The organism is Nesterenkonia alba DSM 19423, assembly GCF_000421745.1.
GTDB classification, from domain to species: Bacteria; Actinomycetota; Actinomycetes; order Actinomycetales; family Micrococcaceae; genus Nesterenkonia; species Nesterenkonia alba.
The window spans coordinates 20,154-46,977 of sequence record NZ_ATXP01000017.1; the positions used below are offsets into that span (position 1 = coordinate 20,154).

The 26,824-nt window shown below is 65.0% G+C and carries 23 protein-coding genes; 11 read left to right on the plus strand and 12 right to left on the minus strand.

Features of this window, described 5'->3' with window-relative positions; genetic code table 11:
* The first annotated feature begins 203 nt into the window (after positions 1 to 203).
* Entirely contained in the window at positions 204 to 881 is a 678-nt protein-coding gene (locus H578_RS0110805; RefSeq protein WP_022873694.1) for a Crp/Fnr family transcriptional regulator, read from the plus strand.
* A gap of 202 nt (positions 882 to 1,083) precedes the next feature.
* On the opposite strand, the gene H578_RS0110810 is transcribed toward H578_RS0110805, so the two are convergent.
* The 3 genes from H578_RS0110810 to sp36 are packed head-to-tail and all read right to left on the minus strand — an operon-like array spanning position 1,084 to position 2,961.
* Positions 1,084 to 2,316, minus strand: coding sequence for a carboxylate--amine ligase (locus H578_RS0110810; protein ID WP_022873695.1), 1,233 nt, complete (start codon positions 2,314 to 2,316; stop codon positions 1,084 to 1,086).
* Positions 2,313 to 2,771, minus strand: coding sequence for a RidA family protein (locus H578_RS0110815; RefSeq protein ID WP_028464184.1), 459 nt, complete (start codon positions 2,769 to 2,771; stop codon positions 2,313 to 2,315). Before H578_RS0110815 ends, H578_RS0110810 begins: the two co-directional genes overlap by 4 nt.
* Before the next feature lie 25 nt (positions 2,772 to 2,796).
* Positions 2,797 to 2,961 (minus strand): Sp36 family protein, encoded by a 165-nt coding sequence (sp36, locus tag H578_RS16445; protein WP_022873696.1) that lies wholly within the window; start codon positions 2,959 to 2,961, stop codon positions 2,797 to 2,799.
* 138 nt (positions 2,962 to 3,099) lie between these two features.
* On the opposite strand from sp36, the gene H578_RS14910 reads away from it, so the two are divergent.
* The 4 genes from H578_RS14910 to H578_RS0110840 all read left to right on the plus strand — a co-directional run bounded on the left by H578_RS14910 (position 3,100) and on the right by H578_RS0110840 (position 10,337).
* Positions 3,100 to 5,364 carry a transglycosylase domain-containing protein gene (locus tag H578_RS14910; protein ID WP_245554979.1) on the plus strand — a complete coding sequence of 755 codons (2,265 nt, stop codon included), beginning with the start codon at positions 3,100 to 3,102 and terminating at the stop codon, positions 5,362 to 5,364.
* A gap of 18 nt (positions 5,365 to 5,382) precedes the next feature.
* Positions 5,383 to 6,282, plus strand: a complete 900-nt coding sequence (locus H578_RS0110830) for a metallophosphoesterase (RefSeq protein WP_022873698.1) — start codon at positions 5,383 to 5,385, stop codon at positions 6,280 to 6,282.
* 198 nt (positions 6,283 to 6,480) lie between these two features.
* Positions 6,481 to 8,388 carry an ABC transporter ATP-binding protein gene (locus H578_RS0110835; protein ID WP_022873699.1) on the plus strand — a complete coding sequence of 636 codons (1,908 nt, stop codon included), beginning with the start codon at positions 6,481 to 6,483 and terminating at the stop codon, positions 8,386 to 8,388.
* Entirely contained in the window at positions 8,385 to 10,337 is a 1,953-nt protein-coding gene (locus tag H578_RS0110840) for an ABC transporter ATP-binding protein (RefSeq protein ID WP_022873700.1), read from the plus strand. The genes H578_RS0110835 and H578_RS0110840 overlap by 4 nt, the downstream gene beginning before the upstream one ends.
* 111 nt (positions 10,338 to 10,448) lie before the next feature.
* Here H578_RS0110840 and H578_RS14915 read toward each other — a convergent pair whose 3' ends face one another.
* Positions 10,449 to 11,408: a phosphoribosylaminoimidazolesuccinocarboxamide synthase gene (locus tag H578_RS14915; RefSeq protein ID WP_084710204.1), complete on the minus strand. Its 960-nt coding sequence runs from the start codon at positions 11,406 to 11,408 to the stop codon at positions 10,449 to 10,451.
* Positions 11,405 to 12,718, minus strand: coding sequence for a phosphoribosylamine--glycine ligase (purD, locus tag H578_RS0110850; RefSeq protein ID WP_028464188.1), 1,314 nt, complete (start codon positions 12,716 to 12,718; stop codon positions 11,405 to 11,407). The genes H578_RS14915 and purD overlap by 4 nt, the downstream gene beginning before the upstream one ends.
* 89 nt (positions 12,719 to 12,807) lie before the next feature.
* Between purD and H578_RS0110855 the strand changes: the two genes are divergently transcribed.
* Positions 12,808 to 13,833, plus strand: coding sequence for an asparaginase (locus H578_RS0110855; protein WP_022873701.1), 1,026 nt, complete (start codon positions 12,808 to 12,810; stop codon positions 13,831 to 13,833).
* An 11-nt stretch (positions 13,834 to 13,844) separates the two neighbouring features.
* A complete protein-coding gene (locus H578_RS0110860; protein ID WP_022873702.1) occupies positions 13,845 to 14,213 on the plus strand; it encodes a sterol carrier family protein in 369 nt (122 codons plus the stop codon).
* 57 nt (positions 14,214 to 14,270) lie between these two features.
* On the opposite strand, the gene H578_RS0110865 is transcribed toward H578_RS0110860, so the two are convergent.
* Both H578_RS0110865 and H578_RS0110870 read right to left on the minus strand, forming a co-directional pair.
* Entirely contained in the window at positions 14,271 to 14,996 is a 726-nt protein-coding gene (locus tag H578_RS0110865) for a SipW-dependent-type signal peptide-containing protein (protein WP_169558524.1), read from the minus strand.
* Positions 14,997 to 15,076: 80 nt separating this feature from the next.
* Positions 15,077 to 15,337 carry a hypothetical protein gene (locus tag H578_RS0110870; protein WP_156837310.1) on the minus strand — a complete coding sequence of 87 codons (261 nt, stop codon included), beginning with the start codon at positions 15,335 to 15,337 and terminating at the stop codon, positions 15,077 to 15,079.
* 221 nt (positions 15,338 to 15,558) lie between these two features.
* On the opposite strand from H578_RS0110870, the gene H578_RS0110875 reads away from it, so the two are divergent.
* The 4 genes from H578_RS0110875 to purM all read left to right on the plus strand — a co-directional run bounded on the left by H578_RS0110875 (position 15,559) and on the right by purM (position 19,129).
* Positions 15,559 to 15,849, plus strand: a complete 291-nt coding sequence (locus H578_RS0110875; protein ID WP_022873705.1) for a helix-turn-helix domain-containing protein — start codon at positions 15,559 to 15,561, stop codon at positions 15,847 to 15,849.
* A 121-nt stretch (positions 15,850 to 15,970) separates the two neighbouring features.
* Positions 15,971 to 16,300, plus strand: coding sequence for a hypothetical protein (locus tag H578_RS0110880; protein WP_022873706.1), 330 nt, complete (start codon positions 15,971 to 15,973; stop codon positions 16,298 to 16,300).
* Positions 16,269 to 17,936 carry an amidophosphoribosyltransferase gene (gene purF, locus H578_RS14920; protein WP_084710206.1) on the plus strand — a complete coding sequence of 556 codons (1,668 nt, stop codon included), beginning with the start codon at positions 16,269 to 16,271 and terminating at the stop codon, positions 17,934 to 17,936. The genes H578_RS0110880 and purF overlap by 32 nt, the downstream gene beginning before the upstream one ends.
* On the plus strand, positions 17,933 to 19,129 hold the full coding sequence (gene purM / locus H578_RS0110890) for a phosphoribosylformylglycinamidine cyclo-ligase (protein ID WP_022873708.1): 1,197 nt from the start codon (positions 17,933 to 17,935) through the stop codon (positions 19,127 to 19,129). The genes purF and purM overlap by 4 nt, the downstream gene beginning before the upstream one ends.
* Positions 19,130 to 19,174: 45 nt before the next feature.
* Here purM and H578_RS0110895 read toward each other — a convergent pair whose 3' ends face one another.
* From H578_RS0110895 to H578_RS15755, 5 genes are all read right to left on the minus strand, one after another.
* A complete protein-coding gene (locus H578_RS0110895; RefSeq protein WP_022873709.1) occupies positions 19,175 to 19,720 on the minus strand; it encodes a TetR/AcrR family transcriptional regulator in 546 nt (181 codons plus the stop codon).
* A gap of 40 nt (positions 19,721 to 19,760) precedes the next feature.
* Positions 19,761 to 21,296, minus strand: a complete 1,536-nt coding sequence (locus H578_RS0110900) for an MFS transporter (protein ID WP_022873710.1) — start codon at positions 21,294 to 21,296, stop codon at positions 19,761 to 19,763.
* A gap of 89 nt (positions 21,297 to 21,385) precedes the next feature.
* On the minus strand, positions 21,386 to 22,456 hold the full coding sequence (locus H578_RS0110905; RefSeq protein WP_022873711.1) for an HTTM domain-containing protein: 1,071 nt from the start codon (positions 22,454 to 22,456) through the stop codon (positions 21,386 to 21,388).
* On the minus strand, positions 22,453 to 23,238 hold the full coding sequence (locus H578_RS15750; protein WP_022873712.1) for a DUF5819 family protein: 786 nt from the start codon (positions 23,236 to 23,238) through the stop codon (positions 22,453 to 22,455). The genes H578_RS0110905 and H578_RS15750 overlap by 4 nt, the downstream gene beginning before the upstream one ends.
* 131 nt (positions 23,239 to 23,369) lie before the next feature.
* Entirely contained in the window at positions 23,370 to 26,195 is a 2,826-nt protein-coding gene (locus tag H578_RS15755) for a choice-of-anchor G family protein (RefSeq protein WP_022873713.1), read from the minus strand.
* Positions 26,196 to 26,824 lie beyond the last annotated feature (629 nt).

The following is a 26,824-nucleotide window of genomic DNA, read 5'->3' on the forward strand; positions in this document are numbered from 1 at the left end:
CCTCCTCACTTCACACTGTCCGGGACCCGAGGACCGGCCAACCTGTGCACAGCCCGAACCCTAGGATGTCATAGCCTCCACACACACGTCCTCGGCGCAACACCTGGGAACACAACGGCCCTGACACTGCCGAGTCGGCCGACGACCTGGTAACTTCATAGGCAGTCCTGTCATACTGCTCACTTTTGAAGAACGGACCAGCCATGGATCTTGATGTGTTGCGCCGAGCACCACTGTTCGCCACCGTCGACGACGACGTCTTCGAGATGCTCACCTCTGAGCTGACCGAAGTCGAGCTCTCCCGGGGGAAATCCATCTTCCATGAGGGCGACGCCGGCGATGAGCTCTACTTCATCGTCTCCGGCAAGATCAAGCTGGGCCGCTCCACCCCCGACGGCCGGGAGAACCTGCTGGCCGTACTCGGTCCCGGGGAGATCTTCGGTGAGATGGCACTGTTCAACCCCGCACCCCGGACCGCCACCGCCACCGCGGTCTCCGAGACCAAACTCGCTGGGCTGAAACACGAGAACCTCCGCGAGGTCATCACCCGCGCCCCCGAGGTCTCCATCCAACTACTGCAGGCCCTGGCCAAGCGCCTGACCCGCACCAACGAATCCCTGGCCGACCTGGTCTTCTCCGATGTGCCCGGTCGTGTCGCCAAAGCACTGCTGGACCTCGCCGACCGCTTCGGCCGCCCCGCCCCCGACGGCATCCTGGTGGCCCACGAACTCACCCAGGAGGAACTGGCCCAACTGGTCGGCGCCTCCCGCGAGACGGTCAACAAGGCACTCGCTGAGTTCGTCCAGCGCGGCTGGTTGCGGCTTGAAGCCCGCGCCGTGGTCATCCTGGATATTCAGCGCATCCGCCAGCGCTCCCGCTGAGGCGATCCGAGGGCGGGCGCCTGGACGGCGCTCGGCTCAGTCACTCGCCTGCCTGGCTCGCTTCCTTCGCCTCCCTTGCCAGGCACTCCGCCTCGAACCGCTCAGTAGCAAAGCGAACCTCATTTGCGCCTCGGTCGGCTCCGCCGACCTTCACGCCTGAAGCCGACGCAGGTGTCTGGACGGCGGTCGGCTCCGCCGACCTTCACGCCGTCTCTCGCCAGGTGGAGTTCGCGTAGATCTTCCGGTACCGCAGGTCGCGGCGGGCTAAAAACGCCGTACGTTTCCACGACCGGTCCGCCCGGTAACGCAGCGGGTTCCCCCACCGGCCGGCCTTCAGCAGCCGCCGCACATCGGCCTGTGCCTCCGGTTCAGTCACGTACTTGCGCAGAATCGCCGGTGGCACCACGGTGAAAAGCGCATCGCCCTGCGCCAAGGTGAGCTGGCGCCGTCGTTGGTGCACGACGTCGTCCACCAGGTAGCCGAACACATCGTGGCCCAGTTGTGCGGCGAACCAGCTGGACCGCCCCTGGCGCACGTTGACTTCCAGTAGTTTGTGGACGCCGTCCCGCGGGTCGTATTTGAGGTCCGCATTGGCGATACCGGTGTAGCCGACCGCCTCGTGGAAGGCCTGCAGCCGTCGCATCAGTTCCGGTTCGTACCGGGAAATCATCGCGGTGTAGGCCCCGATGTACTGGTCTTCGTGCTCCTGGAGGACCACTTGGGCCAGGGTCACCAGCTCACACCGGCCCTCAGTGTTGAGGTAGAGGATCGCATCCCAGATGTTGGTGTCGTCGCCGGGGATGTATTCCTGGATGATGAGGCTGTCGGAGTACCCGGAGGCCTCCACCGCGGCGATCGTGTCCCGGACCTCGGCCTCCGAGTTCAGCCGGTAGATCTTCTTCTGCCCCGGATAGGGCTTGGCCCAGAACTCGATGACGTTGCTCGGCTTGACGATCACCGGGTAGCGATCAACCTCCACCTCGAAGGGCTCCCCCACCTGGTGGAACTGGGTGGCGGGGATCTCCAGGCCGTGCTGGGCAGCCAGGGCGTAGAACTGTTCCTTGGTTTGGAAGGTCTCGAGCAACTCGGGCGAGGGCGTGTTGAACCGGTACAGCTCGTCCAGTGCCGCGGCGTGAGTGACGATGAGCCGCACGTAGGCGTCGTGACACCCGACCAACACCCGCGGCACACCGGGGTGGCGAGCCTCGAGCCGTTCGGCCAGCGCAGTCAGCTCAGTGAGGAAGACGTCGTCGTCATTGAGGTCCTCCACCAACTGGACATCGCAGATCCCGCTGTAGGCGGTGAACCCCATGCGGAACTTCCCGATGACCTGGGACCGCACCCCGAACTGCTCGTGGAAGGACCGAACCGTGGAATAGGCATTGATATCGGTGCCCACCACCACGGGGATAAAAGGCTGTTCGTGCTGCCTCACAAGGTCACGATGGCGTCGATTTCCACAGGGGTGTTAAGCGGCAGGGAGGGGACTCCCACTGCGCTGCGAGCGTGTTCACCAGCTTCGCCGAAGACCTGGCCCAGCAGTTCGGAGGCCCCGTTGACCACCCCAGGCTGACCGGTGAAGTCCGGGGTGGAGGCGACGAACCCGCCGAGCTTGGCGATCTGGGCCACGCGGTCCAAGTCGCCGAGGGCGTATTTGAGCGCACCGATCATATTGATGCCACACTGCCGGGCCAGATCATAGCCCTGCTCTTCGGTCACCTCGGCGCCGAGTTTGCCGGTCAGCGGAAGTTCCCCGTTGACCAGGGGCAGCTGGCCAGAGATGTAGACGACATCCCCGACGACGACAGCAGGCTTGTACGCCGCCAGTGGCGGGACAACCTCGGGGACAGTGATGCCGAGTTCGGCGAGGCGCTCTTCGACCTGGGACACAGGGGCTCCTTAACTGCTGAAGACGTTACTGCTTGGGACGTTTGAGGTAGGCGACCGGCGCATTGCCGTCCGGGCCGGGCAGCACGGTGACAAGCTCCCAGCCGTCCTCGCCCCACTGGTCGAGGATGCCTTTGGTGTTGTGGATAATGAGCGGAATCGTGGCGTACTCCCACTGGGTCATCTCAGCCATACCGTCAGGCTAACCCACACACCGGATTTCCGGCAGCGGTAGAGGGCACGCACCGCAAGATGACGTCGCGGAGATCACATCAACCGGGCGTTGAAGGAACCGGTGAGGCAGTTTGACCTGCTCGGTACGATGGAATGCATGGCGCCCCGCAAGTCCCCCCTGTTTGACACGGCTACCACCGTGGGCAAAATCATGTCCTTCCTGGGTGTGAGTGCCCTCTGCGGCATCCTCGCCGCCGGTCTGATCTTCCCCCTGGCTGCTACCGGCGGTGCCGCCGCCTCTACCGGCAGCGACATCCTCGATGACATCCCCGTGGAGCTGCAGGAAGAGCCGTTGTCGACGCCGGCGCGTATCTACGCCAATGACGGCGAGACGCTCATTGCGACCATGTTCATGGAGAACCGCGAGCCGGTCTCCCTCGATGAGATCTCCCAGCCGATGAAGGACGCCATCGTCGCCATTGAGGATGAGCGCTTCTACGAACACGGCGGAGTGGACGCCCAGGGTGTGGGCCGTGCTCTGGTGCACAACCTCACCCGGCCCACCCAGCAGGGTGCCTCCACTCTGACGATGCAGTACGTCAACAACATCCTCAACAATGCCGCGATTGTCCGCGGTGAGGGCCGTGTGCTCGCCTCCGGGCTGGAGGAGAAGACCTATGCGGACAAGCTGCGGGAGATGAAGCTCGCCGTCTCCCTCGAACAAGAGATGACTAAGGACGAGATCCTCGAGGGCTACCTCAACATCGTGATGCTCGGTGGACAGAATTACGGGGTCGAGGCTGCCGCTCAGTACTACTGGGGCGTCTCCGCCGCGGAGCTGGATGTCCAGCAGTCCGCCACGCTGGCCGGGATCGTTCAGGCCCCCAACCAGTACCGCCCGGATGTCGAGGAGAACCTGGAAGCTTCCGAGTACCGCCGCAACGTGGTGCTGAACACCATGCTGCGCAACGGCTACATCACCCAGGAAGAGTACGACGAAGCCATCGCCGTGGACCTGGGGGAGACCTTGGAAAACAACTCCTTGGACCCCGGCTGCATGGCCGCCGGCAATAACGTGGCCGGTTCCTCCTACTTCTGCGACTACGTGGTCACCGAGCTCACCGCTGATACCGAATTCGGCCAGCAGTTCGGTGAGGATGAGGACTCCCGTTTCGAGTTCATCGCCCGCGGTGGGTTCGATATTGTCACCACCTTGGACCCGGAGCTCCAAGAAGCCGCCCATGAGGAAGTCATGGAGACCACCCCGATCGGCACCACCGTGACCAACAGCAGCGGAGAGGAGGAAGCCGTCGTCTCCGTGCTCAACACCCAGGAACCCGGCACCGGCAACATCCTCTCTATGGCACAGTCCACCGACTGGGTCCCCGAGACCGACGACCCGAGTGAGACGACCCAGAACCTCAATGTCGGGTTCAACCACCGCGGAGGTGAGGGGTTCAACACCGGATCGTTGCTGAAGCCCTTCGTCGCCGCCGCCTGGATCGAAGAGGGCGGCTCAATGGATGACCTCGTCGACGCTTCCCGGGACCACTACCCGGATGGCTCCACCTGGGAGGCCAGCTGCGTGGACGGTGGACAGATCCGGCTCAACGAGCCCGGTGGCTGGGATGTCTTCAACGTCGCCGAGGATGCCGAGCGGGACATGAGTGTGGACTTCGGGCTCTACTACTCCATCAACACCGCCACAGTGGCCACCGCCTATGACATGGACCTCTGCGCCATTACTGATGTCGCCGACCGTCTGCAGCTGCAGAGCGAAGGCGGCATCACCCTGCAGGATCAGATCGGTCAGCCGTCGTTCCTGCTGGGCTCCCTGGAGATGACCCCGCTGACGATGTCCACCGCCTACGCGACCTTCGCCAATGACGGTGAACTCTGCCAGCCACGCGTCGTCGAGTCCGTGGTGGACGGCCAGGGCACCGAGTACGAGCCGCAGCCGGTCGACTGCGAGCAGGTCATTGACCCCGACGTCGTCGCTCAGGTCAATGACACGATGATCAACATTGCCGAGGAGCAGGCGGCCGGCGGCAACCCGCCCTTCCCCATGGCGGGCAAGACCGGTACCCACCACAACGGAGCGCACACCTGGTTCCAGGGCTTCACCGAAGGCCTGGCCACCAGCGCTTTCGTGGGTCGCTACCAGAGCAACGAGACCCTCTGGGGTGAGACCTTCGCCGGGGAGTACCACGAAGAGTTCTTCGGATCCACACTGGCGATGCCCATGTGGTACGACTACATGAGCCGGGTGGGTGACAACTACGCCACCGGCGACTTCCGCGAAGCCGATGACTCGCCGTTCGATAACCGCCGCTCCTGGCGCTACAGCTGGTCCGACCTGCCCAGCGCCGGCAGCAATAACAGCGATGACGATGACAATGGCGACGACGACGATGACGACTAACCGACGTCGTCGGCTGCTGTGAATCAGCTGCTTCGCCTCGGCGCCGCCGCGGGCCTGACCACTGCTGCACTGGGCGCCGGCACCCTCGCCTACGCACACTTTGTGGAGCTGAAGCGTTTCACCGTGCGACACGTGGAACTGCCGGTGCGTGGACTCCGCGCTCCGCTGCGGATTCTGCATATCTCCGATGTGCACTACGTACCGGGTCAGCGGCAGAAGTTCGAGTGGCTGCAGTCTCTGGCTGAGCTGCGTCCCGACGTGGTGGTCAACACCGGGGATAACCTCTCCCACCCGGCGGCCGTGCCGGAGGTTCTTCAAGCACTAGCCCCGCTGCGCGCATTCCCCGGAGTATTCGTGCCCGGATCGAACGACTACTACGCCCCTCAGTTCCGCAACCCGTTGAAGTATTTCCGCGGACCTTCTGAGGTGCGGCACACTGTGGCCGAGCAGTTACCCACCGAGGAGTTGTTCGCCGGGTTCACCCACTCCGGGTGGATCGACCTGACGAACCGGCACACCGCCGTGCACTACGGGGGCCTGCACCTGCACTTCTCCGGGACCGATGATGCCCATATTGACCGGGACACGGTTACCGGGTGGCCCGAGGGTCCCGCGGATCTCCGCCTGGCGGTCACCCACTCCCCGATGCGCCGGGTGCTGGAGGCATTCACCCGCACCGGGGCCGACCTCATCCTGGCCGGACACACCCACGGCGGGCAGGTGTGCTTGCCGGGCCGGCGCGCCTTGGTGACCAACTGTGACTTACCACCCCGGCAGGCCTCGGGGCTCAGTGAGGTCACCACTGCCACCCGGAATGCGGCCCTGCATGTCTCGGCCGGCATCGGCACCTCCGCGAAGGCACCCATCCGGCTGTTCTGCCCACCGGAAGCGACCCTGCTGACAGTCACCCCCGCCTGAGGCGTACGGACCGCCACAGTTCAGCACACAGTTCGGCCCCGGGGTGTAGCCCACGGTTCAGCCCGGGCCGCACCCCGGCGCCTAAGCTGCGTTCGAGCCGACGACGCCGACCGCTCATCCGCCCCGCGTGACCTTCCGTGACACCACCCCGAGTAAAATTTCACAAACACCCAGGGAAGGGCGTAAAGTAGTTGCGCGATGCAACCATCCGAACGGCGTAACCAGACTCAGACGATCTGGCAGCAGCAATACGAGTCTGGCAATAAGCGCACCATCTGGGCGGCCATGAAGCGCCTGGGCCCCTATCTCGAAGGCCTGAAGCTGCGGTGGTTCTTCGGCATGCTCGCCGCCGTCGGAGCCGGCATTATGGCCCTGTCCATCCCCCAGGCTCTGGGCAGTGTGGTGGACAATATCGAAAGCGACGACGCCACCACCATGGTGGTCTGGATCGGCGGCGGCATCATCCTCATCCTGGGGATCATCGAGGCGGTCATGGTGTTCCTGCGCCGCTTCCTGGTGCTCCCCCCGGCCTCAGATGCCGAAACCTCCATGCGCACCACGCTGTTTAACCGGCTGATCTTCCAGCCGGCAGCCTTCCATGCCGCCTGGGACGCCGGACAGCTGCAGTCCCGGGCCATCGCCGACCTGAACATGCTGCGGCGGTTCTTCGCCTTCGGGTCCATCATGATCGTCACCCAGTCGGTGACCATTGTGGTCGGCTTCACCCTGATGTTCATCAACTCGCCGCTCCTGGCTGCCATCTTCCTCTGCGCGGCGATCCCCATCATGGTGTTGGGCCCGCGGTTCCGCATGAAGTTCATCCACTTCTCCCGATCCTCCCAGGACAAAGCCGGCGACGTCGCCACCAAGGTGGAGGAGTCCGTCCACGGTATTCGTGTGCTGAAGGCCTTTGGACGCGGGGACCACGCCCGCCACGACTTCCGGCGCGAAGCCGGACAGTTGCGTCACCTGGAAGTGGCTAAGGCCCGCACTCTGGCGTCCTTCCAGTTCTTGATGATCCTGCTGCCGGAAGGCATCCTCGCTTTCTGCCTGCTCACCGGGTTGTGGCAGGTGGGCCAGGGCACGGTCACCCCCGGAACCCTCACTGCGTTCTTCGCCACGGCTGTGGTGCTCAAGCAGCCCATCGAAGGTATCGGCATGCTGTTGTCCCAGGTGTTTATGGCCAAGACTTCCCTGGACCGGCACATCGATGTGATGGACATTGAACCGGCGATCGTCTCCCCGGATGAGCCTAAGACCGCCCAAGAACGGGGGCTGGTTCAGCTGCACGATGTGCACTTCCGTTTCCCGGACCAGAAATCCTCTGACCGGGACCTCATCGACGGGGTGACCCTGCGTATCGAGCCGGGTGAGACGATGGCCCTGGTGTCCCACACCGGTGGCGGCACCTCCACTCTGCTGAACCTGGTGCCACGGCTCTATGACGTCACCGGCGGCTCCATCACTATCGACGGTGTTGACGTGCGCGATTACTCGCTGCCGGATCTGCGTTCCCGGATCACCGTGGCTTTCGAGGACCCCACCCTGTTCTCCGCTTCGGTGCGAGCCAATGTCCTGCTGGGCACCGGGCACCAGCGCGACGACGACGATCCCAGTCACCCTTACCGTGCGGCCGCCCCCTCTGATGAGCAGCTCGACGAGGTCTTAACCAGCGCGCTGCATACCGCCGACGCCGAGTTCGTCGAAAACCTCCCTGAGCAGGTCGATACCCGCATCGGTGAGGAGGGGCTGAGCCTCTCCGGTGGACAGCGACAGCGGCTGGCCCTGGCCCGTGCGATCGCCCCGAATCCCTCGGTGCTATTGCTCGATGATCCGCTCTCCGCTCTCGATGTGCGGACCGAGGAGCGTGTTACCGAGCGACTGCGCGAGGTGCTGGATGGTACGACCACGCTCATCGTCGCTCACCGCCCCTCCACAGTGGCCTTGGCCGACCGGGTGGCGCTGCTGCACGAAGGCAAGATCGCCGACGTCGGCACCCACACTGAGTTACTGGAACGCAGCGAGCTCTACCGCAAGGTGATGGCCCCGCCCCGGCCCAGCGGTCAGGACCTGATGAACAGCGTGGCCGAGGAGGTCCGCCCATGACGCAGACAACCCGGAAGAACACCACGGAGAACCCCGCACCGGAGTACTCGGAGGTCCCCCAGCAGGCCACCCAGCCGCCGAACCCCTCGGATACGGGCGGAGGAACCGGAACCGCCGGGCAGGTCGATCCCTTCGCGCATTTGCGCGGTACCGCCGGTGAGGAACAGATCGACCTCAATAAAGAGGAACGCAAGTTCATTCGGCGTCGCTCCTGGCGGCTGCTGGTCCGCACCTCCAAGGGAGTGCGGCTGAAACTGCTGATGACCGCCCTGGCGGTGGTCGTGGCTCAGGCGGCCCAGGCCTCCACCCCGATGATCGTCGGGGCTTTGGCCATTGACTGGGGGATCCCGCGAATCCTCGAAGGCAACGCGATGGGCATGTGGCTGCCTGCAGTGTTGTACATGTGCGCTGCCCTGACTGCGGCCACGCTGCTGTTCTTCTACACGCGGATGACCGCTGAGGCCTCCCAGTTCATGCTGTTCAAGCTGCGGGATGAGGTCTTCCGCAAGACCCAGGAGCTCTCCCTGGACTTCCACGAGGACTACACCTCCGGGCGGGTCATCTCCCGGCAGACCTCGGACCTGGAGTCACTGCGTGAGCTACTCGACGGTGGGGTGAACTCCCTGGTGCAGGGCGTGATGTTCATGTTCTTCACTGTGGTGACCATTGTGCTGATGGACCCGCCGACCATCCTGGTGCTCTGTGTGGCGGCGATTCCGGTGTTCATCGTGGGCCGCTGGTATCAGCGCAATGCGGAGGTCGCCTATCGCCGCACCCGGGTCTCCAGTGCCCGGATGATCGTGCACTTCGTGGAGTCGATGACCGGTATCCGTGCGGTCCAGGCTTTCCGCCGCGAGCACGCCCGGTCTCGGCAGTACAAGAAGCTGGCCACGATCTACCGCAATGACATGCTGCGCTCCATCAGCCTGCTGGGCATTCTGCAGCCCTCGCTGATGCTCATCGGGAACCTCTCGGTGACCGCTGTGCTGCTCTGGGGTGGGTTCCGGGTACTGCAGGGTGATCTCGGCGCAGGTGTGCTGGTGGGTCTGGTGCTGGCCACCAAGCGGGCCTTCCAGCCCCTGGATATGATCGCGATGTTCTACAACTCGCTGCAGTCGGCCACCGCTGCACTGGAGAAGGTCTCCGGCCTGTTGGAGGAGACTCCTAAGGTCCGTGAGGTCCAGAATCCGGTGCGCCTGCCGGAGGCTGACGGTGAGATCGAGTTCCACCAGGCGGAGTTCAAATACAACGACGACGGACCTGTGGTTCTGAAGACACTCGACTTACACATCCCCGCGGGTCAGACGGTCGCCGTCGTGGGTCGGACTGGGGCGGGCAAGACGACCCTGGCTAAGTTGCTCTCCCGGTTCTACGACGTGACCTCCGGGTCGCTGACCCTGGACGGGGTGGATCTGCGTGAGCTCTCCGAGGAGGACCACAAACGCCACGTGGCCATGGTCACCCAGGAGGCTTTCCTGTTCTCCGGGACGATCCGGGACAATATCGCCCTCGGCCGGCCGGACGCCTCGGAGGAGGAGATCATTGCCGCCGCCCAGGCCGTGGGGGTCCACGAGTTCATCATGAACCTGCCGGAGGGGTACGACACGGACGTCAATAAGCGCGGTGGGCGGCTCTCGGCGGGGCAGCGCCAGCTGGTCAGCTTTGCCCGGGCGTTCCTGGCCGACCCGGCGGTGCTCATCCTCGATGAAGCCACTGCCTCTTTGGACCTGCCGAGTGAGCAGCTCGTTCAGCAGGGGTTGGAACGTCTGCTGGGCAACCGGACAGCGCTTATCATCGCCCACCGGCTCTCCACGGTGGCGATCGCTGATCGGGTGTTGGTGGTGGATGAGGGGCGTATCGTCGAAGACGGCTCCCCGCAACAGCTCATCGCCCAGGGCGGATACTTCTCCAAGCTGCACGAGGCGTGGGAAGCCACTATGAGCAGCTGAGGCTGGCGTCGTCGGCGGTGAGATGGTGCCGGCGCACCCGAAAGAGCCCCGCTGGGAGTCGGGAAGTCCATCTGGGAGTGAAGACTCCTGACGGGTGCTCCGCGAGGAACCTCAGAGCACCGGTTCGGTGCGGGTGAGCCGCCGGTAGGCGTCGATGTAGCGTTCCCGGGTGGCCGCCACGATGTGCTCGGGCAGCGGGGGCGGGGCCTGGCCGCTGTCTCGGTCCCAGCCGGATTCCGGGCTGGTGAGCCAGTCGCGGACGAATTGCTTGTCGAAGGACGGCTGCGGGCCGGGTGAGTCCCAGCCTTCTAACGCCCAGAACCGGGAGGAGTCGGGGGTGAGGACTTCGTCGGCGAGGACGAGCTCGCCGTCGTCGTCGAGTCCGAACTCCAGTTTGGTGTCCGCCACGATCATTCCGGCTTCCCGGGCCAGCCGGTCGGCCAGCTGATAGATCCGCAGGGAGGCGTCCCGGATGCGTTCAGCGAGTTCGACGCCGATCCGACCGGTGAGCTCGTCAAAGCTGATGTTCTCATCGTGGTCACCTTGGGCGGCTTTGGTCGAGGGGGTGAAGATCGGCTCAGGCAGCCGGGAACCGTCGTTGAGCCCACCGGGCAGCACGATGCCGGTCACCGTGCCGGACTCGCGGTATTCGGCCAGGGCTGAGCCGGTGATGTACCCGCGGACGATGGCTTCGACCTCCACCATGTTCAGGGTGCGTACCACCAGCCCCCGGCCGGCGACCTGCTCTGGGACCTCCGTGGAGACCACGTGGTTGCGGATGCCTTCGGCTTCGAGTTGGTCAAACCACCACAGGCTCAGCTGGGTGAGGATGGTGCCCTTATCCGGGATGCCGGGGGTGAGGATGTGGTCGTAGGCGCTGATCCGGTCGGTGGCGACCATCAGCAGCACCGGCTGCCCGTCCCATGCGGAGCCGGGGGCCGGGGTGTAGAGTTCGCGGACTTTCCCGGAGGCGCGGTGTTCCCAACCGGACAGAGTTTCGGGCCGCGGGGGCTGAGGCTCCGGGGGCTTCGATTCCGGGGGCTGGGGTGTCGGCGGCTGGGTGGCGCTCATGCTTGGGTCTCCACGGTGATCTCTGCTGCGATGGCTTTGGCCGCGATATCGGTGCGGTGCTGCACCCCGGGCCAGCTGATCTTCGCGACCCCGGCGTAGGCGCGGTCCCGGGCTGCGGCGAGACTCTGGCCTGTGCCGACCACCGCGAGAACTCGCCCACCGGCAGTGCGCAGAGCCCCGGCGTCGTCGGTGCTGGTGCCGGCGTGGAGCACGCTGACCCCCTCAAGGGCCTCAGCGTCTTCAATCCCAGTGATGAGGTCTCCCTTCCGGGGGGTCTCAGGGTAGTTCTCCGCGGCGAGGACGACGTCGACCGCATAGCCTTCCCGCCACTGCAGCGGGGTCTGTTCGTCGAGTTCACCCGTGGCGGCCTGCAGCATCAGTCCCCCCAGCCCGGTCTCCAGACGTTCGAGCACCGCCTGGGTCTCCGGGTCGCCGAAGCGGACGTTGAACTCCACCACACGCACTCCGCGGGAGGTCACGGCCAGCCCGCAGTAGAGCACACCGACGAACGGGGTACCCCGCCGAGCCATTTCCGTCACCGTGGGTCGGGCGACCTTTTCCAGCACGACGCCGGTGAAGTCAGCCGGTGCCCCACCGACACTTTCGCGGTAGTCGCTGAGCCAGTCCAGCGGCGTGTAAGCGCCCATGCCCCCGGTGTTGGGGCCGGCGTCGCCGTCATGGATGCGTTTGAAGTCCTGGGCCGGGCTTAAGGCAACGAGGTTTTGCCCATCGGAGAGGACAAAGAGGCTGACCTCCGGGCCGTCGAGGAACTCCTCGATGACCACACTGCCGCCGGCGTCGAAGCAGCTCTGTGCGTGGGCGAGCGCGGTGTGGCGGTCTTCGGTGACGACCACGCCTTTGCCGGCGGCGAGCCCATCGTCTTTGACCACATAGGGGGGACCGAAGCGGTCCAGGGCCGCAGCAGCCACGGCGGCGTCATTGGCGTGAACGGCTTCGGCGGTGGGGACCCCGGCTGCGGCCATGATCTCCTTGGCGAAAGCCTTGGAGGCCTCCAGCTGGGAGGCGGCACGGGAGGGGCCGAACACGGGCACTCCGGCGGTGCGGACAGCATCGGCCACCCCGGCGGCTAAGGGCGCTTCCGGCCCGATGACGACCAGGTCGAACCCGCGTTCTACGGCGAGGGCGGCGACTTCTGTTCCGTTGCTGGCGTCAATGCTGTGGCAGGGTACATCCCGGGCGATTCCGGCGTTACCGGGTGCGGCCTCTACCGCCTCCACGGCCGGGTCGCGCAGACATGCTCGGACAATCGCGTGCTCTCGGCCCCCGGGGCCCACCACCAGGATCTTCATACCCCCAACCTTATCGGCCACCGCAGAGACCGTAATCCGCCCCGCAGGCAACACAGGCGGCGGCATTCGGCAGCGATATGGTGAGGAACATGACTCAGAGTTCAGCCACGCTGCAGACCCCGACCGCTGAGGATTCCGCCGAGCTGGCCGTGGTGACCCGAGCCGGGGTACCGGAGTCCAGGCACCTGGGCTCGGCGGTGCTCACCGCCCCGGATGGTGAGGTGCTGGAGTCCCTGGGGACTCCGGATCTGCCGACCTTCCCCCGCTCCAGCCTCAAGCCGCTGCAGGCGGTGGCCTCGTTGCGGGCCGGTGCGCTGATCTCCCCGGAGGCGGTGGCTCTTGCCTGCGGGTCCCACACCGGCTCCCGGCGGCACCAGGAGTTGACGGCGGCCACTCTGGCCAAAGAGGGGCTGGATGAGTCCCATTTGAAGTGTCCGGCGGCTCTGCCGTCACGGACGGCGGACGTGAAGATCCATCTGGAGGCCGGCAAGGACGCCACCCGTTTGGCGTTTAACTGTTCGGGCAAGCACGCCGCTTTTCTGGCCGCCGCCCGCACCCGCGGAGACCGGTTGGCTACCTACACCGACCCGCAGCACCCGGTGCAGCAGGTGGTCTGGGAGGTCATCGAGGAGTACTGCGGTCAGGCCCCCGGTGTGGTGGGGGTGGATGGCTGTGGTGCCCCGGCTCCGACGCTGCCCCTGACCGCGCTGGCCCGGGGGACCGGGAGGATCGCTGCGGCGCTGACCCGCCGGGAGGCGGAGGTGCACGCCTTCACCGTGGCGCAGGCCATGCTGGACTACCCGTGGGCGGTGCGCGGGGTGGGCGAACCGGACACTGTGGTGATGGAGGAACTGGGCATCCTGGCCAAAGCCGGGGCGGAGGGTGTGCTGGTTCTGGCTGCCGGTGACGGCACCGCTTGTGCGGTGAAGTGCCTGGATGGCAGCTCTCGGCCGAACTACCTGGTGGGGCTGAGCTTGTTGGCTGCCCGGGGTGCGGTGGACCTGGACCGGCTGGAGGGTGTGCTGCAGCGGATCGTCAAGCCGATCACCGGTGGGGCGGATCAGCAGGTGGTAGGCACCCTGCGTCTGGCCGATGCTGTCACTGCCCGGCTGTAGGGACCTCGGATATGGCACGACGCCGGATCTCCCCTGAGGCGGGAACGGAAGCAGTACGCCATTGGGCGGCTGCTCATCAGGCCGGTACACCGACGGACCGGCGTACGCTCGCCACGGCAGTGCGCTACCTCTTAGAAGAACTGGCCGAGCGGGCTCCGGGACATGCGGTGGAGGTGCGGGTACCGCCATTCGGGGTCGCCCAGTGCGTTCAGGGCCCCTCCCACACCCGTGGAACCCCACCGAATGTGGTGGAATTCGGGCCTGAGACCTGGTTGCAGGTGGCCACCGGGCAGGTGAGCTGGCAGCAAGCCCATCAGGCCGGGGAGATCACCGCATCCGGTACCCGCGCCGACCTCTCGGCTCACCTGCCGCTGATGTGAGCAGTGCGTCCTGGACTGGTCTGCACAGACCCGCGTGGTGGACAGACCGCGGAGCGCTCACTCTTCAGGGCGGATCGTGACCTGGAACGTGAGGTTAAGCTCATCATTGGGCTGCAGTCTCTCCGTGCCGTAGAAGTTCACGCATGCACGGAGATACTGACTCCTCGCCATAGGCTGCACATCAACTGTGCTGGGGGAGGAACTCAACGCCTGGCGTTCGATATGAGGATGCCCTGTAAAGTTAACACTCGTTTGGGTTGTATTGATCTGCCCGTTCCCACCACACCCTGCTCCGCTGTTCTGATCCACTCGAAAATGCACGCTGAATTCGATGTTCTCGGCGTTCTCACCGCTCAGCTCTACCCCGGTGAATTCCACGGTATAACGGTCAATCGCCGCATTACTCGCAGGGTCCATGCGCATCCAGAAGACGGCAGCGGCGGCGCTCGTAGGCCCGAAATCACTGTACTCCCCGCGCATTTGGGGCGTGTGCGGCACCTCTGGGTCATACGGCTCATACCCTGCAGTGCCACTCGTTCCACTGATCTCGAGTTGCCCGTCGACCAGGAAGTTGGCCGTCTCGAGGGTGACACCCACATGGGAGTCGTGGCTCCAGGAGGCCAGGGTGCCGGTGGCACCGACGCCGATCACCATGCCCGCGGCGAGCATCGCCTTGACCTTGGTGCGGGTGCGCTCGGTCATCCGCCGCCAGCGGCGACCAAGCCAACGGTGCGGAGATCTTCGGGAGGCTGCCGGCGTCGTCGTATCCTCGCCAGTGCTCACCGGTTCCACACCGCTTACGGCCTCTGCATAACCCACCGTCTCTGCAGAGCGCATAGGCGCTGTACGCCGGAATTCATCACTCACCGGGCCGGATCACTCTGCCCACCACCGGAGCTACCCTGCTCGGCGGATTGATCCGTGCTCTGATTCGGCGCCTCGCTCTGGTTGGGTGCCTCAAAATTGCCCGTGGTGATGGTGGTCCGCACCCCGGAGGTGTGCTCAGACCAAAAAGCTGAAGCGTGTGCTGCACCCACTCCGAGGACCAGTCCAGCCGCCAACACCGCCGTGAGATAGGCGCGACGACGCCCGGCACCGCTAGAACTAGGGGTTCGTCCGGGCATCACAGCTCCCCGGCTGCTCGCAGGGTTAAGAACATAACGGGGATCCGGCACGATACACGTCCCCCTCAATCTAGACCTTTCTAGCATCCGAAGCGCCTGACATCAAGTTTTCAGCAGGGGTTTACCGAGCTCCCATTAAGGTGAGTGTGCCGCGTCACTGCCTCTCAAATTCTCTGTATACATTGAAGACATCTCCGGTCGGGGCGCGTGAAATCACATGCATGCCCCAACCGCATCCATCCCCTGAACAGGCAGTTGCCTTCGGGGAACGGCTGCGGGCAGCGCGCAGCGAACTCGGGCTCTCACAGGAGAAAGTTGCCCAGGCCGCCGGCATCTCACTACAGCACCTCAGCCTGCTGGAACGGGGCCTCAGTGACCAGACCAAACGCTCCCCCGCCAACCCGCGGCTCGGAGTACTACTGGGGCTGGCCACCGCCCTGCGCGTCGACGTCGCCCACCTGGTGGAGCCGCTGCGCACCGAGTACAACCCCCACCAGCACGGCCCCGACTAACGACTGCTCTCACCTCAAGCCGGTCTGCCTCCGCAGCCGAGCACCCTCGGGGTCACACCCGGGTGTGCGGCAGCCCACAGCGGCGCCACCGGCCTTGCACCCACGGAGTAGACTGACCTCTATGTCGTCTCAGCAGCCGCGCCCTTCTGCGTCGCGCCGGCGGGCGAGAGTTCGCACCACACCCAAACTCGCACCGTTTTTCGTTGTCGCCCTCGGCCTGGCGTTCACCGCAGCCGTCATCACCGTGTACTCCACCCCACCGGCGGAGAACTACACCGATACCGCGGCCGTGGGCTATATGACCTTCGCCTTCGGTCTGCCCGCCGTGGGCTTAGCCGCCACCGCCTGGCTGCTGACAGAGAAGTACCTGCGCCGCCGCGCCACCACCTATGACATGGAGCGCCTCAACCGGGGCCGCGATGAGGGAAGTGAGGCGCCGAGTGGCGCATAAGTCCGGCCTGTCCCATAACCTCCTGGACGAGGACCCCCGCCCCCAGGAGGAATGCGGAGTCTTCGGCGTCTGGGCCCCCGGCGAGGAAGTCGCCAAACTCACCTACTACGGGCTCTACGCCCTGCAGCACCGTGGCCAAGAGTCAGCCGGGATCGCCGCCTCCGACGGCAACAACATCAAGGTCTACAAAGACGTCGGCCTGGTCTCCCAAGTCTTCGATGAGGCAACCCTTTCGGCACTGACCGGGCATATCGCCGTCGGGCACTGCCGCTACTCCACCACCGGGGCGAACAACTGGGCCAACGCCCAGCCCACTCTGGGCGCCACCCCCCACGGCACCGTGGCTCTGGGGCACAACGGAAACCTCACCAATTCCGCCGAACTGCGGGACATGGTCATCGCCCGCCACGGAGAGAAGAAGTTCGGCGAACTCGCCCAGGGCAACACCACAGACACCGCACTGGTCACCGCGCTGCTGAAGGACGAACCAGGTGACTCCTTAGAAGACCAGGCCTTGGCCCTGCTGCCCAGCCTGACCGGGGCGTTCTGCCTGGTGTTCATGGATGAAAACACCCTCTACGCCGCCCGTGACGCCCAAGGGGTCCGCCCCCTGGTGCTCGGCCGACTCAACCGGGGCTGGGTGGTGGCCTCTGAACAGTCCGCACTGGCCACAGTGGGAGCCTCTGTCATCCGGGAGATCGAACCCGGTGAGTTCATCGCCATCGACGCCGACGGGGTCCGCTCTCACCGTTTTGCCGAGGCCTCCCCGGCCCGCTGCGTCTTCGAGTACGTGTACTTGGCCCGCCCGGATGCCAATATCAATGGACGCTCCGTCTATGAGTCCCGGGTGGAGATGGGTCGCCAGCTGGCCCGGGAAGCCGCGCACGACGCCGATATCGTCATCCCCGTGCCGGAATCTGGCACTCCCGCTGCAGTCGGCTACGCCGAAGCCTCCGGGCTGACCTTCGCCCAGGGGTTCATCAAAAACTCCTACGTGGGGCGGACCTTCATCCAACCCAGCCAAACGCTGCGGCAGTTGGGGATCCGACTCAAGCTCAATGTTCAAGAGCATGTGGTGGCGGGCAAGCGAGTCGTCGTCGTCGACGATTCCATCGTCCGGGGCAACACCCAGCGTGCCATCGTGGCGATGCTCAAAGAGGCCGGGGCCGCTGAAGTGCATGTGAAGATCTCCTCCCCGCCGATTAAGTGGCCGTGCTTCTACGGGATTGACTTCGCCACCCGGGCCGAGCTCATCGCCAACGGGGCCACCATTGAGGAGATCACCGCCGCCGTGGGCGCCGACTCACTGGCCTACATCTCCGAGGAGGGGATGATCGCGGCGACGAATCAGCCGCGGTCCACCCTCTGCACCGCCTGTTTCTCCGGGCAGTACCCCATTGAGCTGCCACCGGAGGACCGGCGCGGCAAAATGCTCCTGGAGCAACCGGCCCTACCGGGGATGCCGCACCGCCGAGCGCAGGTGGGGTGTGAGCCCGGACCGGATGCGGAGTTCGACCTCGACCCCACTGAGCCGCCCCTGCGTGAGCAGTCCGGCCAGGCGCTGACTGAGGATCAACGCAACGGCACCTCGAGGACTGAACCAGCCCGCCAGCACACCACGGAGCCGGCCCGATGACCGAGACTACTGCGAACACCACCGGGCAGCCGGGCCCCACCACCTACGCCTCGGCTGGCGTGGACACTGAGGCCGGGGACCGGGCCGTGGAATTGATGAAGTCCCATATTGAGGCGACCCATGGTCCCCAGGTGCTCGGCGGGGTGGGGGCCTTCGCCGGGCTCTTTGACGCCGCGGAGCTGAAGCGGCTGCCACGTCCGCTGCTGGCGACCTCCACTGATGGGGTCGGCACCAAGGTGGCGATTGCCCAGGCGTTGGATCAGCACGAGACCATCGGCTTCGACCTGGTGGGCATGGTGGTCGATGACATTGTCGTCATGGGGGCTAAGCCGTTGTTCATGACCGACTACATCGCCTGCGGGAAGGTGGAGCCGGCACGCATCGCCTCAATCGTCTCCGGGGTGGCGAAGGCTGCCGCGGAGGCCGGCACCGCCCTGGTGGGCGGGGAGACCGCTGAGCACCCAGGGCTGCTGGCCGAGGATGAGTACGACGTCGCCGGCGCGGCCACCGGGGTGGTGGATGCCTCCGCAGTGCTGGGCCCAGAGCGGGTCCAGCCCGGGGATGTGGTGATCGGGATGGCCTCCTCCGGCATCCACTCCAACGGGTATTCACTGGTGCGTCGGATCATCGCTGATGCCGGCTGGGCGTTCTCCCGTGAGGTTCCGGAGTTCGGCCGCACCCTGGGTGAGGAACTGCTGGAACCCACCCGCCTCTACACGATGCCGTGCCTGGACTTGGCCAGAGCGTTCAATGGCGACCCGGCCGAGGGCGAACTTCCTGCCGAGCTGCCAGTGCGTGGTTTCAGCCACGTCACCGGAGGTGGGCTCGCCGCGAACTTGGCCCGTGTGCTGCCTGCGGGGCTGATCGCCACAGTGGACCGGTCGAGCTGGTCGGTACCGGAGGTGTTCTCCGTGCTGGGTGATCTGGGCCGTGTGCCACAGGCTGATGCGGAGCGCACCTGGAACCTGGGAGTCGGGATGGTCGCCGTTGTCGCTGCCGAGAAGGCCGACGACGCCGTGGCTCACCTCAATGCCGCTGGCCAGTCGGCCTGGATCATGGGTGAGGTCAGCGCCTTTGACCCGCAGACCGTTGACACCTCCAGCGTGGACTTCACCCAGGGCGCCAAAGGCGTTGACGGCGGCGGAGTCCTCCTCACCGGCCACTACGCTGCCTCAGCACCACCGCGCCGGTGACTTCACGGCTGGCTTCACCGGTGGCCTGTCGCCCCCTTGTATGACTCAGTGGGGTGAGTCAGTGGCGCCGAGGCGGGTGATGGCGGTGACTACGCGTTCCCGTAGTTGCGGGTCCAGAGGATCGGTGCCAAGTGCCTCATAGAACCACAGCCCATCAGCGGCGAGCCGGGCGATGAACTGGCGGACCTGTTCCTCCTCCGCCCCAGCCGCGGGCGGCTGCACCCCCCAGCGCAGAAAGATCTCATCCCAAATGGCGTAGGTTTCGGGGTCCTCACTGGCCTCGAGCATCAACAGCAGCTCGGCCCGGTCCGGGTTCTGTGAGGCGCGGGTGTAGGCGGCGAACCGAGTGGCGGCGTCGCAGTCTTCGGGCCCACCTCCGGCTTCTTCCACCATGTGTTGTTCCCACTGCCCGGCGACGTGCTCGTGCAGTCCCCGCAGCAACGCGTCCCGGGAGGGGAAGTGGTAGAGCAGCCCACCCTTGGTCAACCCGGATTCGCTCGCCACGGCCTCATAGGACAGTGCGGTGACCCCGTCACGCTGCACCACACGTTTGGCCGCCTCGAGGATGTCATTGCGTTTTGATGCCCGCATCTCTCACACCCTATTACCTCCATCCCTCCACAACAGGCCCCTAGTGGTTATGGGGGTATTTCTGGGATTCCGTGCCCGGGGTGTAGTGCCGCAACAAGTACGACGACGCCACCGCCCCACACATCATCACCACCGCCACTGCGATGAGCACACCCAGATAGGCGGCGTCGAAGGCCTCAGCGGCAGCTGCGGCGACCTGTTCCTCGCCCTGTTGAAGAGCGGCGGCGGGTGCTTCAGTCTCCCAGGCAGCGTGCTCCGGTGGCAGGGTCAGGGTCCGGGTGTAGATGAAGGTCAACAACGAGCCCATTGTTGCCACACCCACCAGGCCCCCGAATTCATAGGAGACCTCTTCCAGGGAGGCGGCCATCCCGGCCCGGCGGGGTGGGACATTGCCCATAATCGCAGTGGAGGCCACCGACATAGATGCCCCCAGCCCGGCACCGGCGACGACCAGCCCGGCGATGAGCAGCCCCATGGAGTCTTGGGCGGCCGCCACGGCGGAGAGAACCGACCCGAGAGCAGCGGCGGTGATCCCCCCGCCGATGAGCACCAGCAGTCCGACCCGGTGCAACACCGCCCCGCCCAGCAGCGCGAAGGGTAGGGAGGCCGCAGCGACCGCGCTGACGAGGAGCCCAGCCTGCAGCGGGGTGAACCCTTCCACCAGTTGATACCGCTGGGTGATGACCAGTTGCAGCCCCACAATGGCGAAGATGCTCACCCCGGCGGCGACCACTCCCCCGCTGAAGCCCCGGTTGCGGAAAATGGCGAAGTCCACCAGGGGCTCGGTGGTACGCATCAGCCGCACCTGCCGGCGGACGAATACGGTGAGCACGACGACGCCGACCAGGGTGGAGGTGATCGCCACGCTCCAGTTCAGGGGAGCTTCCGCCCACGTTTTGATCGCCAATACGGCCGCAGCCATCCCGATGAGCGCCTGAGCTGAGGAGATGGCGTCCCACCGCCGGGCCGGGTTGGTGATGTTCCGGGGTCCGATGGCGATCATGAGGGCACTGGCCAGCAACACGATGGGCACATTGATGAGGAACACCGATCCCCACCAGAACTGGGCGAGCAGTGCCCCGGAGACGATCGGCCCCAGCGCCATGCCCACCGTGGCGGTGGCGGCCCATACACCGATGGCGAGGTTGCGTTCCCGTTCGACGGCGAAACTGATACGGATCAGCGCCAGGGTGGCGGGCATCATGGCCGCGGCTCCGATGCCCAGTAGCAGCCGACCGGCGATGAGCTGCTGGGGTGTGGGGGAGAATGCAGCGATCACCGAGGCGACCCCGAAGATCACCAGACCGACCTGGAAGACCCGCTTATGCCCGAACCGGTCCCCCAGTGCGCCAGAGCCCAGGAGCAGTCCCGCCATCATCAGCGGATAGGCGTTGATGATCCACAGTTGCTCCGAGGAGGTGGCACCCAGCTCGCTGCTCAGGGTGGGCAGCGCCGTGTAGAGGATCGTGTTGTCCAGGGCGATGAGCAGTAGCGCAGAGGAGACGATCGCCAAGACGGTCCACCGCTGCCACGGGGAGAGCGAGGTGTCCGGGGCGGTGGTGGGAGGTGCAGTCACCCGCGAAACTATACCGTACGTTTAGTATAGTTTCGGGTTCGGGGTCGTACCCATACCCTCCTCACCACTGAGGGCCCCGGTCTGGTCGCTCAGTCGGCGGCGGTTTTCGCCTCCGGTGCGGGTGCTGCTGTCGCTTTCTTCTGCGCCCATCGTTCCTGGAGCCGTGCCCCTGTGTGGCGCAGGGCACTGTTGACCCGCTCATAGGTGCGCGTGGAGATGAAGATCGCATCGAAGGCGAGCATCGCCAGGGAGAACCAGGGCAGCCCCATGAGCACGGCGATACTGCCGTGGAAGAGCAGGATTCCGATGAGGGCGAGCCGCCGGCTGACTGGGTGCAGCAGCCCCACGGCGAAGAACAACTGCACGTAGATGGAGACGTAGGTCGCGATGGTCACGAAGGCGGCATTGGCCACCAGCAGTTCGTTCAACCAGGGGAAGACCCCGTATTCGTGGAGGCTGAGCGGGTAGTAGAACGCAGTGCCCTGCTGCCAGAGTTCCCCTTGCACTTTAAAGAGCGCAGAGGCGGTGTAGAGAATGAAGATCTGCATCGCCAGGGTCATCAGCGCAACGTTGTGCAGGGGGTTGGTCAACCAGGTGGGGAGGACGGGCAGCCCGTACCATAGCTTGCGGCCGAGACTGAAGCTGTCGACGTCGTGCTGTTCACGGGCGCGACGTCGGCGTCGCGCGTCGAGTGACCAGTGTTCGGCGGCACTCATCAGCACCATGAGCGTCAACCCGATGCGGGCGATATTGTCCCCCTGGTCCCCGACCATGGGGGCCCGTTCCACGAGGGCGGCCATTCCCACCGCCAGCAGCAGGGTCATCACTCGGGTGCGCCAGCCGAGGATGACCGCTACCGTGACCGCCATGAGGGCGAGGTACATGGTGGTGAACAGGGCCGGTGATTCGACGTCGAAGACACCGAGCAGCCAACCGAACCGTGAGTTGTCCCGTTCGGGTTGCGCCCAGAAGGAAGCCTGCCCCCAGAGGATGTGACGCTGGGGGAAATTGGCCACCAGGATGCCGAGCATGGCGATGCCGACGAAGATCCGGGAGGCGGAGATCCCGTAGGCGGCATGCTTGTCCAGCAGCATCCAGGCTTGGAGAGCCAGCAGTCGCTCATCGGCGGCGCGGGTGAACTCGCGGAGTATCGCCGTCATTCGATCACCCCGGCTTGCCGGGCGTAACGTTCGAAGTACTCCAGTTCCTGTTCGCTGAGCTCGGCGGGGGCGCGCCACCCGTAGCGTCGGTCGTTCTGTGCGGTCTCATCAATGGTCATCTCACCCCGGCGCTCGAAAGGCACGGCGGGACGGGAGGTGGTGCGGTACTGGACGTGGACCACCTCACCGTCCCAGGCGTGTTCGGCGATCGCGGTGGCCAGACTGGTGGCGGTGGCATCGGCCCGCATGTAGGCGGCCACCTGGGCGGGGGTGGCTCCCCCGTCGACGGCGTTGAGCCGCTGGCGCAGTTGCTCAATGGGCGTTTCCACGTAGTTGGCTTCGAGCCACTGCAGCTGGTCGTCGTTGAGGCGGGAACGTGCCGTGTGGAGCCGGTCGGCGGTGCGCCGAGCGATTTTGGAGGTCCGTGCAGGTGCGGGGTTGTGGTGAACATGGGCGTCTTCACCCTCGACCAGGTCGATCCACTCGGTGGTGATCTCCTCCCCGGTCTCCGGGTCCATCACCTGGGCTCGGATTTCGAAGGTGACGGCCACACGGCGGGGATTGGGCGCGAAGATCGACCAGTTCTGCTCGAACCAGGGCAGCACATAGGAGCGGATCCGCTCTTCTCCGATGTCTTCACTCAGGGGTGTGCTGGGGGCCACCCACAGTCCGATGAGCATGGTGTGCACCAGCGCGATGGCGATGAGCGGGAACGGCAGCACACGAGCAAGCACCGGGAGCCCGTTCAGCTCCCGGTGCTGCTCCTCAACAGAGCGGGTCACGAATGCACCTGCGTCGTCATCTGCCTAGTGCGCTTCCTCTTCTCTGATGAGCTTCATGTGGCATGAGCGGGTGGCTGCACGAGTCGGGGGTTCCGCGCAGCCACCCGCAGTTCATGCCCGGTGCCGGTACTCTACTCCGCGGTCTTACGGCGGATGTTGTTCAGTACCAGGGCACCTGCGCCGGTCACCAGGGCCAGTAGTGCGAACACCCCCATCAGGCCCATGCCGGCACCGGTCTGGGCGAGTTCACCCTCACCCTTCCCGGTTCCCGTTCCCTCAGTGATGGTCAGAGTGGCCGAGTCGCTCTGGTCGCTTTCGTCGGTGGCGGTGATGGTGAGGTCACCGGGTTCGGTGTCCTCGGGCACGGTCCACTCGATGCGGAAGCTGCCGTCACTGTCGGTGTCGACCTCGATCTCATCGACGATGGTGCCTTCGTCGTCGGTGATGATGATGGTCACGGTGCTGTCGGACTCGTAGTCGTCACCTTCGATGATGACGGTCTCGCCCGGCTGCGCGGTGTCGGGGTCGACCTCGAGGGAGGGGTCCTCAGCGGTGCCGTCGTCGGTGCCGTCGACATCGCCATCTTCGACTCCGTCTTCCACACCGTCCTCAACGCCGTCTTCGACACCATCCTCCGTGCCGTCCTCGGTCCCGTCCTCGACACCGTCTTCGGTTCCGTCCTCGACACCGTCCTCGGTCCCGTCTTCGACACCATCCTCCGTGCCGTCCTCGGTCCCGTCTTCGACGCCGTCTTCAGTGCCGTCGACGTCGCCATCTTCGACTCCGTCTTCCACACCGTCCTCGACACCATCTTCGGCCCCGTCTTCGACACCGTCCTCGGTTCCGTCTTCGGCACCATCCTCCGTGCCGTCCTCGGTTCCGTCCTCGACGCCGTCTTCAGTTCCGTCCTCGACGCCGTCTTCGGTCCCGTCTTCGGTTCCGTCGTCGTCCCCGTCTTCGGTGCCATCTTCAACGCCGTCCTCGACGCCGTCTTCCACACCATCTTCGGTTCCGTCTTCAGTACCGTCTTCATCCCCGGGGACTTCACCTTCGACCACGGTGACTGTGTCGGTCACGGAGATGTCGTCGTAGGTCTCGTCTGTGGCGACGATCTCCAGCTCACCAAGGGCAGTACCCTCGGGGATCTCGAGGACTTCGACGAAGGTGCCGTCCTCGTCCACTTCAACGCCCTCTTCGGTGTGGACGACCTCGTCGTCGGCGTCGATGTACTCCACCACGACCGTGGACGTCGAGGGCCAGCCGGTGCCGTCAGTGGTGAGGTCATCACCGATGGCGACTTCTTCCGGTGTGGACTCGATGTCCGGGTCCAGGTCGTGGGTGCTGATGGTGGAGGTCGCCAGCGGCAGGGCGATCAGCCCGTCTTCGAGGGCCGGCAGCACCCGCACGGTCAGTGCGGACACGGAGAAGGTGTCGTCACCGAAGGTGGTGTTGTCCTCACGCTGCTCATTGACAGTCACCTCAACGAGGTTCGGCAACGCATCCAGAACCGGGTCCAGGCCGCTCAGCAGGTCATCGAGGATGTCCTGCACGGGGCCAGTGAGGCCGCCTTCGGCCAGTACGACGTCGTTAAGAATCGGGCCGGTGATCTGCGGCACGACGTCAACCAGAATGGGTTCCACCAAGAAGCCGAGGATGTCATCCAGGGGCAGAATCGTCTGCCCGACCAGGGTCAGACCATCACCATCCAGGCGAATGTTGTCCTCGGTGATGGGGTCGTCGTCGTGCACACCGAGCAGCTGACCCAGAGTGACATCGAGGTAGACCTCCAGGTCCACGCCCAGCAGTCCCGAGAGCAGGCTGACGCTCGGGTTCAGGTCCACGGTGACTTCAGAGGTCAGCAGAGCCTCTTCCACCACAGTCGTCACCTGGTTGACCAGTTCGCCCAGCAGGTCGGTGACTTCATTGGTGATGATCTGGAGCTCATTCTCAGACAGGATCTGAGTGTTGGGGTCCAGGTCGTTGAGGTTTTCGCCGTGGAGCTGCTCCAGGTCGACATGAATCTGACCGGTGGCCAGGTCGATCGTGGTGATACCGGAGTCGGCAACCAACGGCTCTTCAAGAATGGGGAAGGTCACGGCGTCGAGGTCTAAGTCGACGCTCAACTCCGGATTACCCAGGCTCAACTCCAGCAGCCAGCTGAGGGCACCCTCCTCGTCGCCGATCTGCAGACCGTCAAGCACGGTGCCGAGACCACCGAGTACGTCATTGAGCGCACCGTCGGAGCCGAGCAAGCCGGCCAGGGTGTCATCCAGGCCGTCCACTGTGGAATCGACAGTGCCCACGACGTCCCCAACGAGGGGGCTGTCGATGACCAGATCAGCACCGGCGATCTGGTACTCAGACTCCAGAGCCCCATCCGGAGCCTGGTGGGCCCGCGAACTGAGCGCACCGAGCTCCAAGCTCACCTCGTCGATGAGGCCGTCGAGGTTGATACCCAGGCCTTCACGCAGCGCGTTGGTCAAATCGATGGTGGCGTCGTCGTAGCCTTCACCGGTGCCCAGGTCGATGGCACCTTCGGCATTGACCGCACCGACCGCCGCGGTGGACTCATACGGGTTGGGCGAGTGGGCGTAGCCGTAGAGGACACCCACCTCATCCATGGGCAGCAGCCCATCCTCACCGAAGATCGGCAGGTTGATGCTGCCCAGGCTCAGGTCGAGAGTGTCGAAGAGCCCCACGTTGATGGGAGCGTGATGCGGCCCCGGGTCGCTCGGGTAGCCCGAGGACACGTAGTCGACGTCTGCGATGTCGATGCCGAGTAGGTCTACGTCAACGGCAGTCGCCAGTGCGGCACTGTCGTCAGTCTCCTCGGGAGCAGCGTGCGCCACTCCGGCCTGGCTCATCGTGAATCCGAGAACCAGCGCCCCCGTGGAGAGGGCGGCGAAACCCCGCTTCGCCGTGCATGGCCGCTTCGCGGCCGATGTGGTCTCCCCCATGTGCGTCCTTCCGGTGCAGGTACGTTGTCTTGTTTCCGTTCGTGATGACGGTGCATCGACACAGCTCCCCTTAAGGCACGGGCCGTCAGAGTTGCGCGAGTGATGCAACGTGAGGGAACTACCGCGTATGAACACGGTGGCTCGCCTCTCAACGTAGTAAGCAGATTGAAGGTACGCAAGTCGTTACTTTTGTGTGACACTCAGGCGTTGTCGAGTACTACTTAACACTCGTCACTATACCTACGCATGTACGTATTTTGGGTAAAAGTGCTGGTCAGAAGCCCCCGTTAGCTTCTAGGGGCACCAGTTTTCCGGCAGGATAAGTGGTGTTGTCCGGTCCGGCTTCTGGGCATGATCGTTTGCCCCCAGTCATGTGATGATCCGGGGGGTGTTGTCACCCAGGAGCTGGTCACGGGCGGATCGTGGATCGCTGATAGAGGCACGACAGTCCCAGTGTTGAGGGCTTGTTTTCTAACGTGGATGCCGAGCATGAACCGCCCACCGACTCCACCCCAGGGCCTGGGGCTGGCAGGGCTGGGCAGCTGGCTGCCCAGGCGCCCCGTTCTGGGTGGTGACAGGACTCCACAATTGATGAGGAGAAGCTCGTGGCCTGGAACCTTCAGGACTTC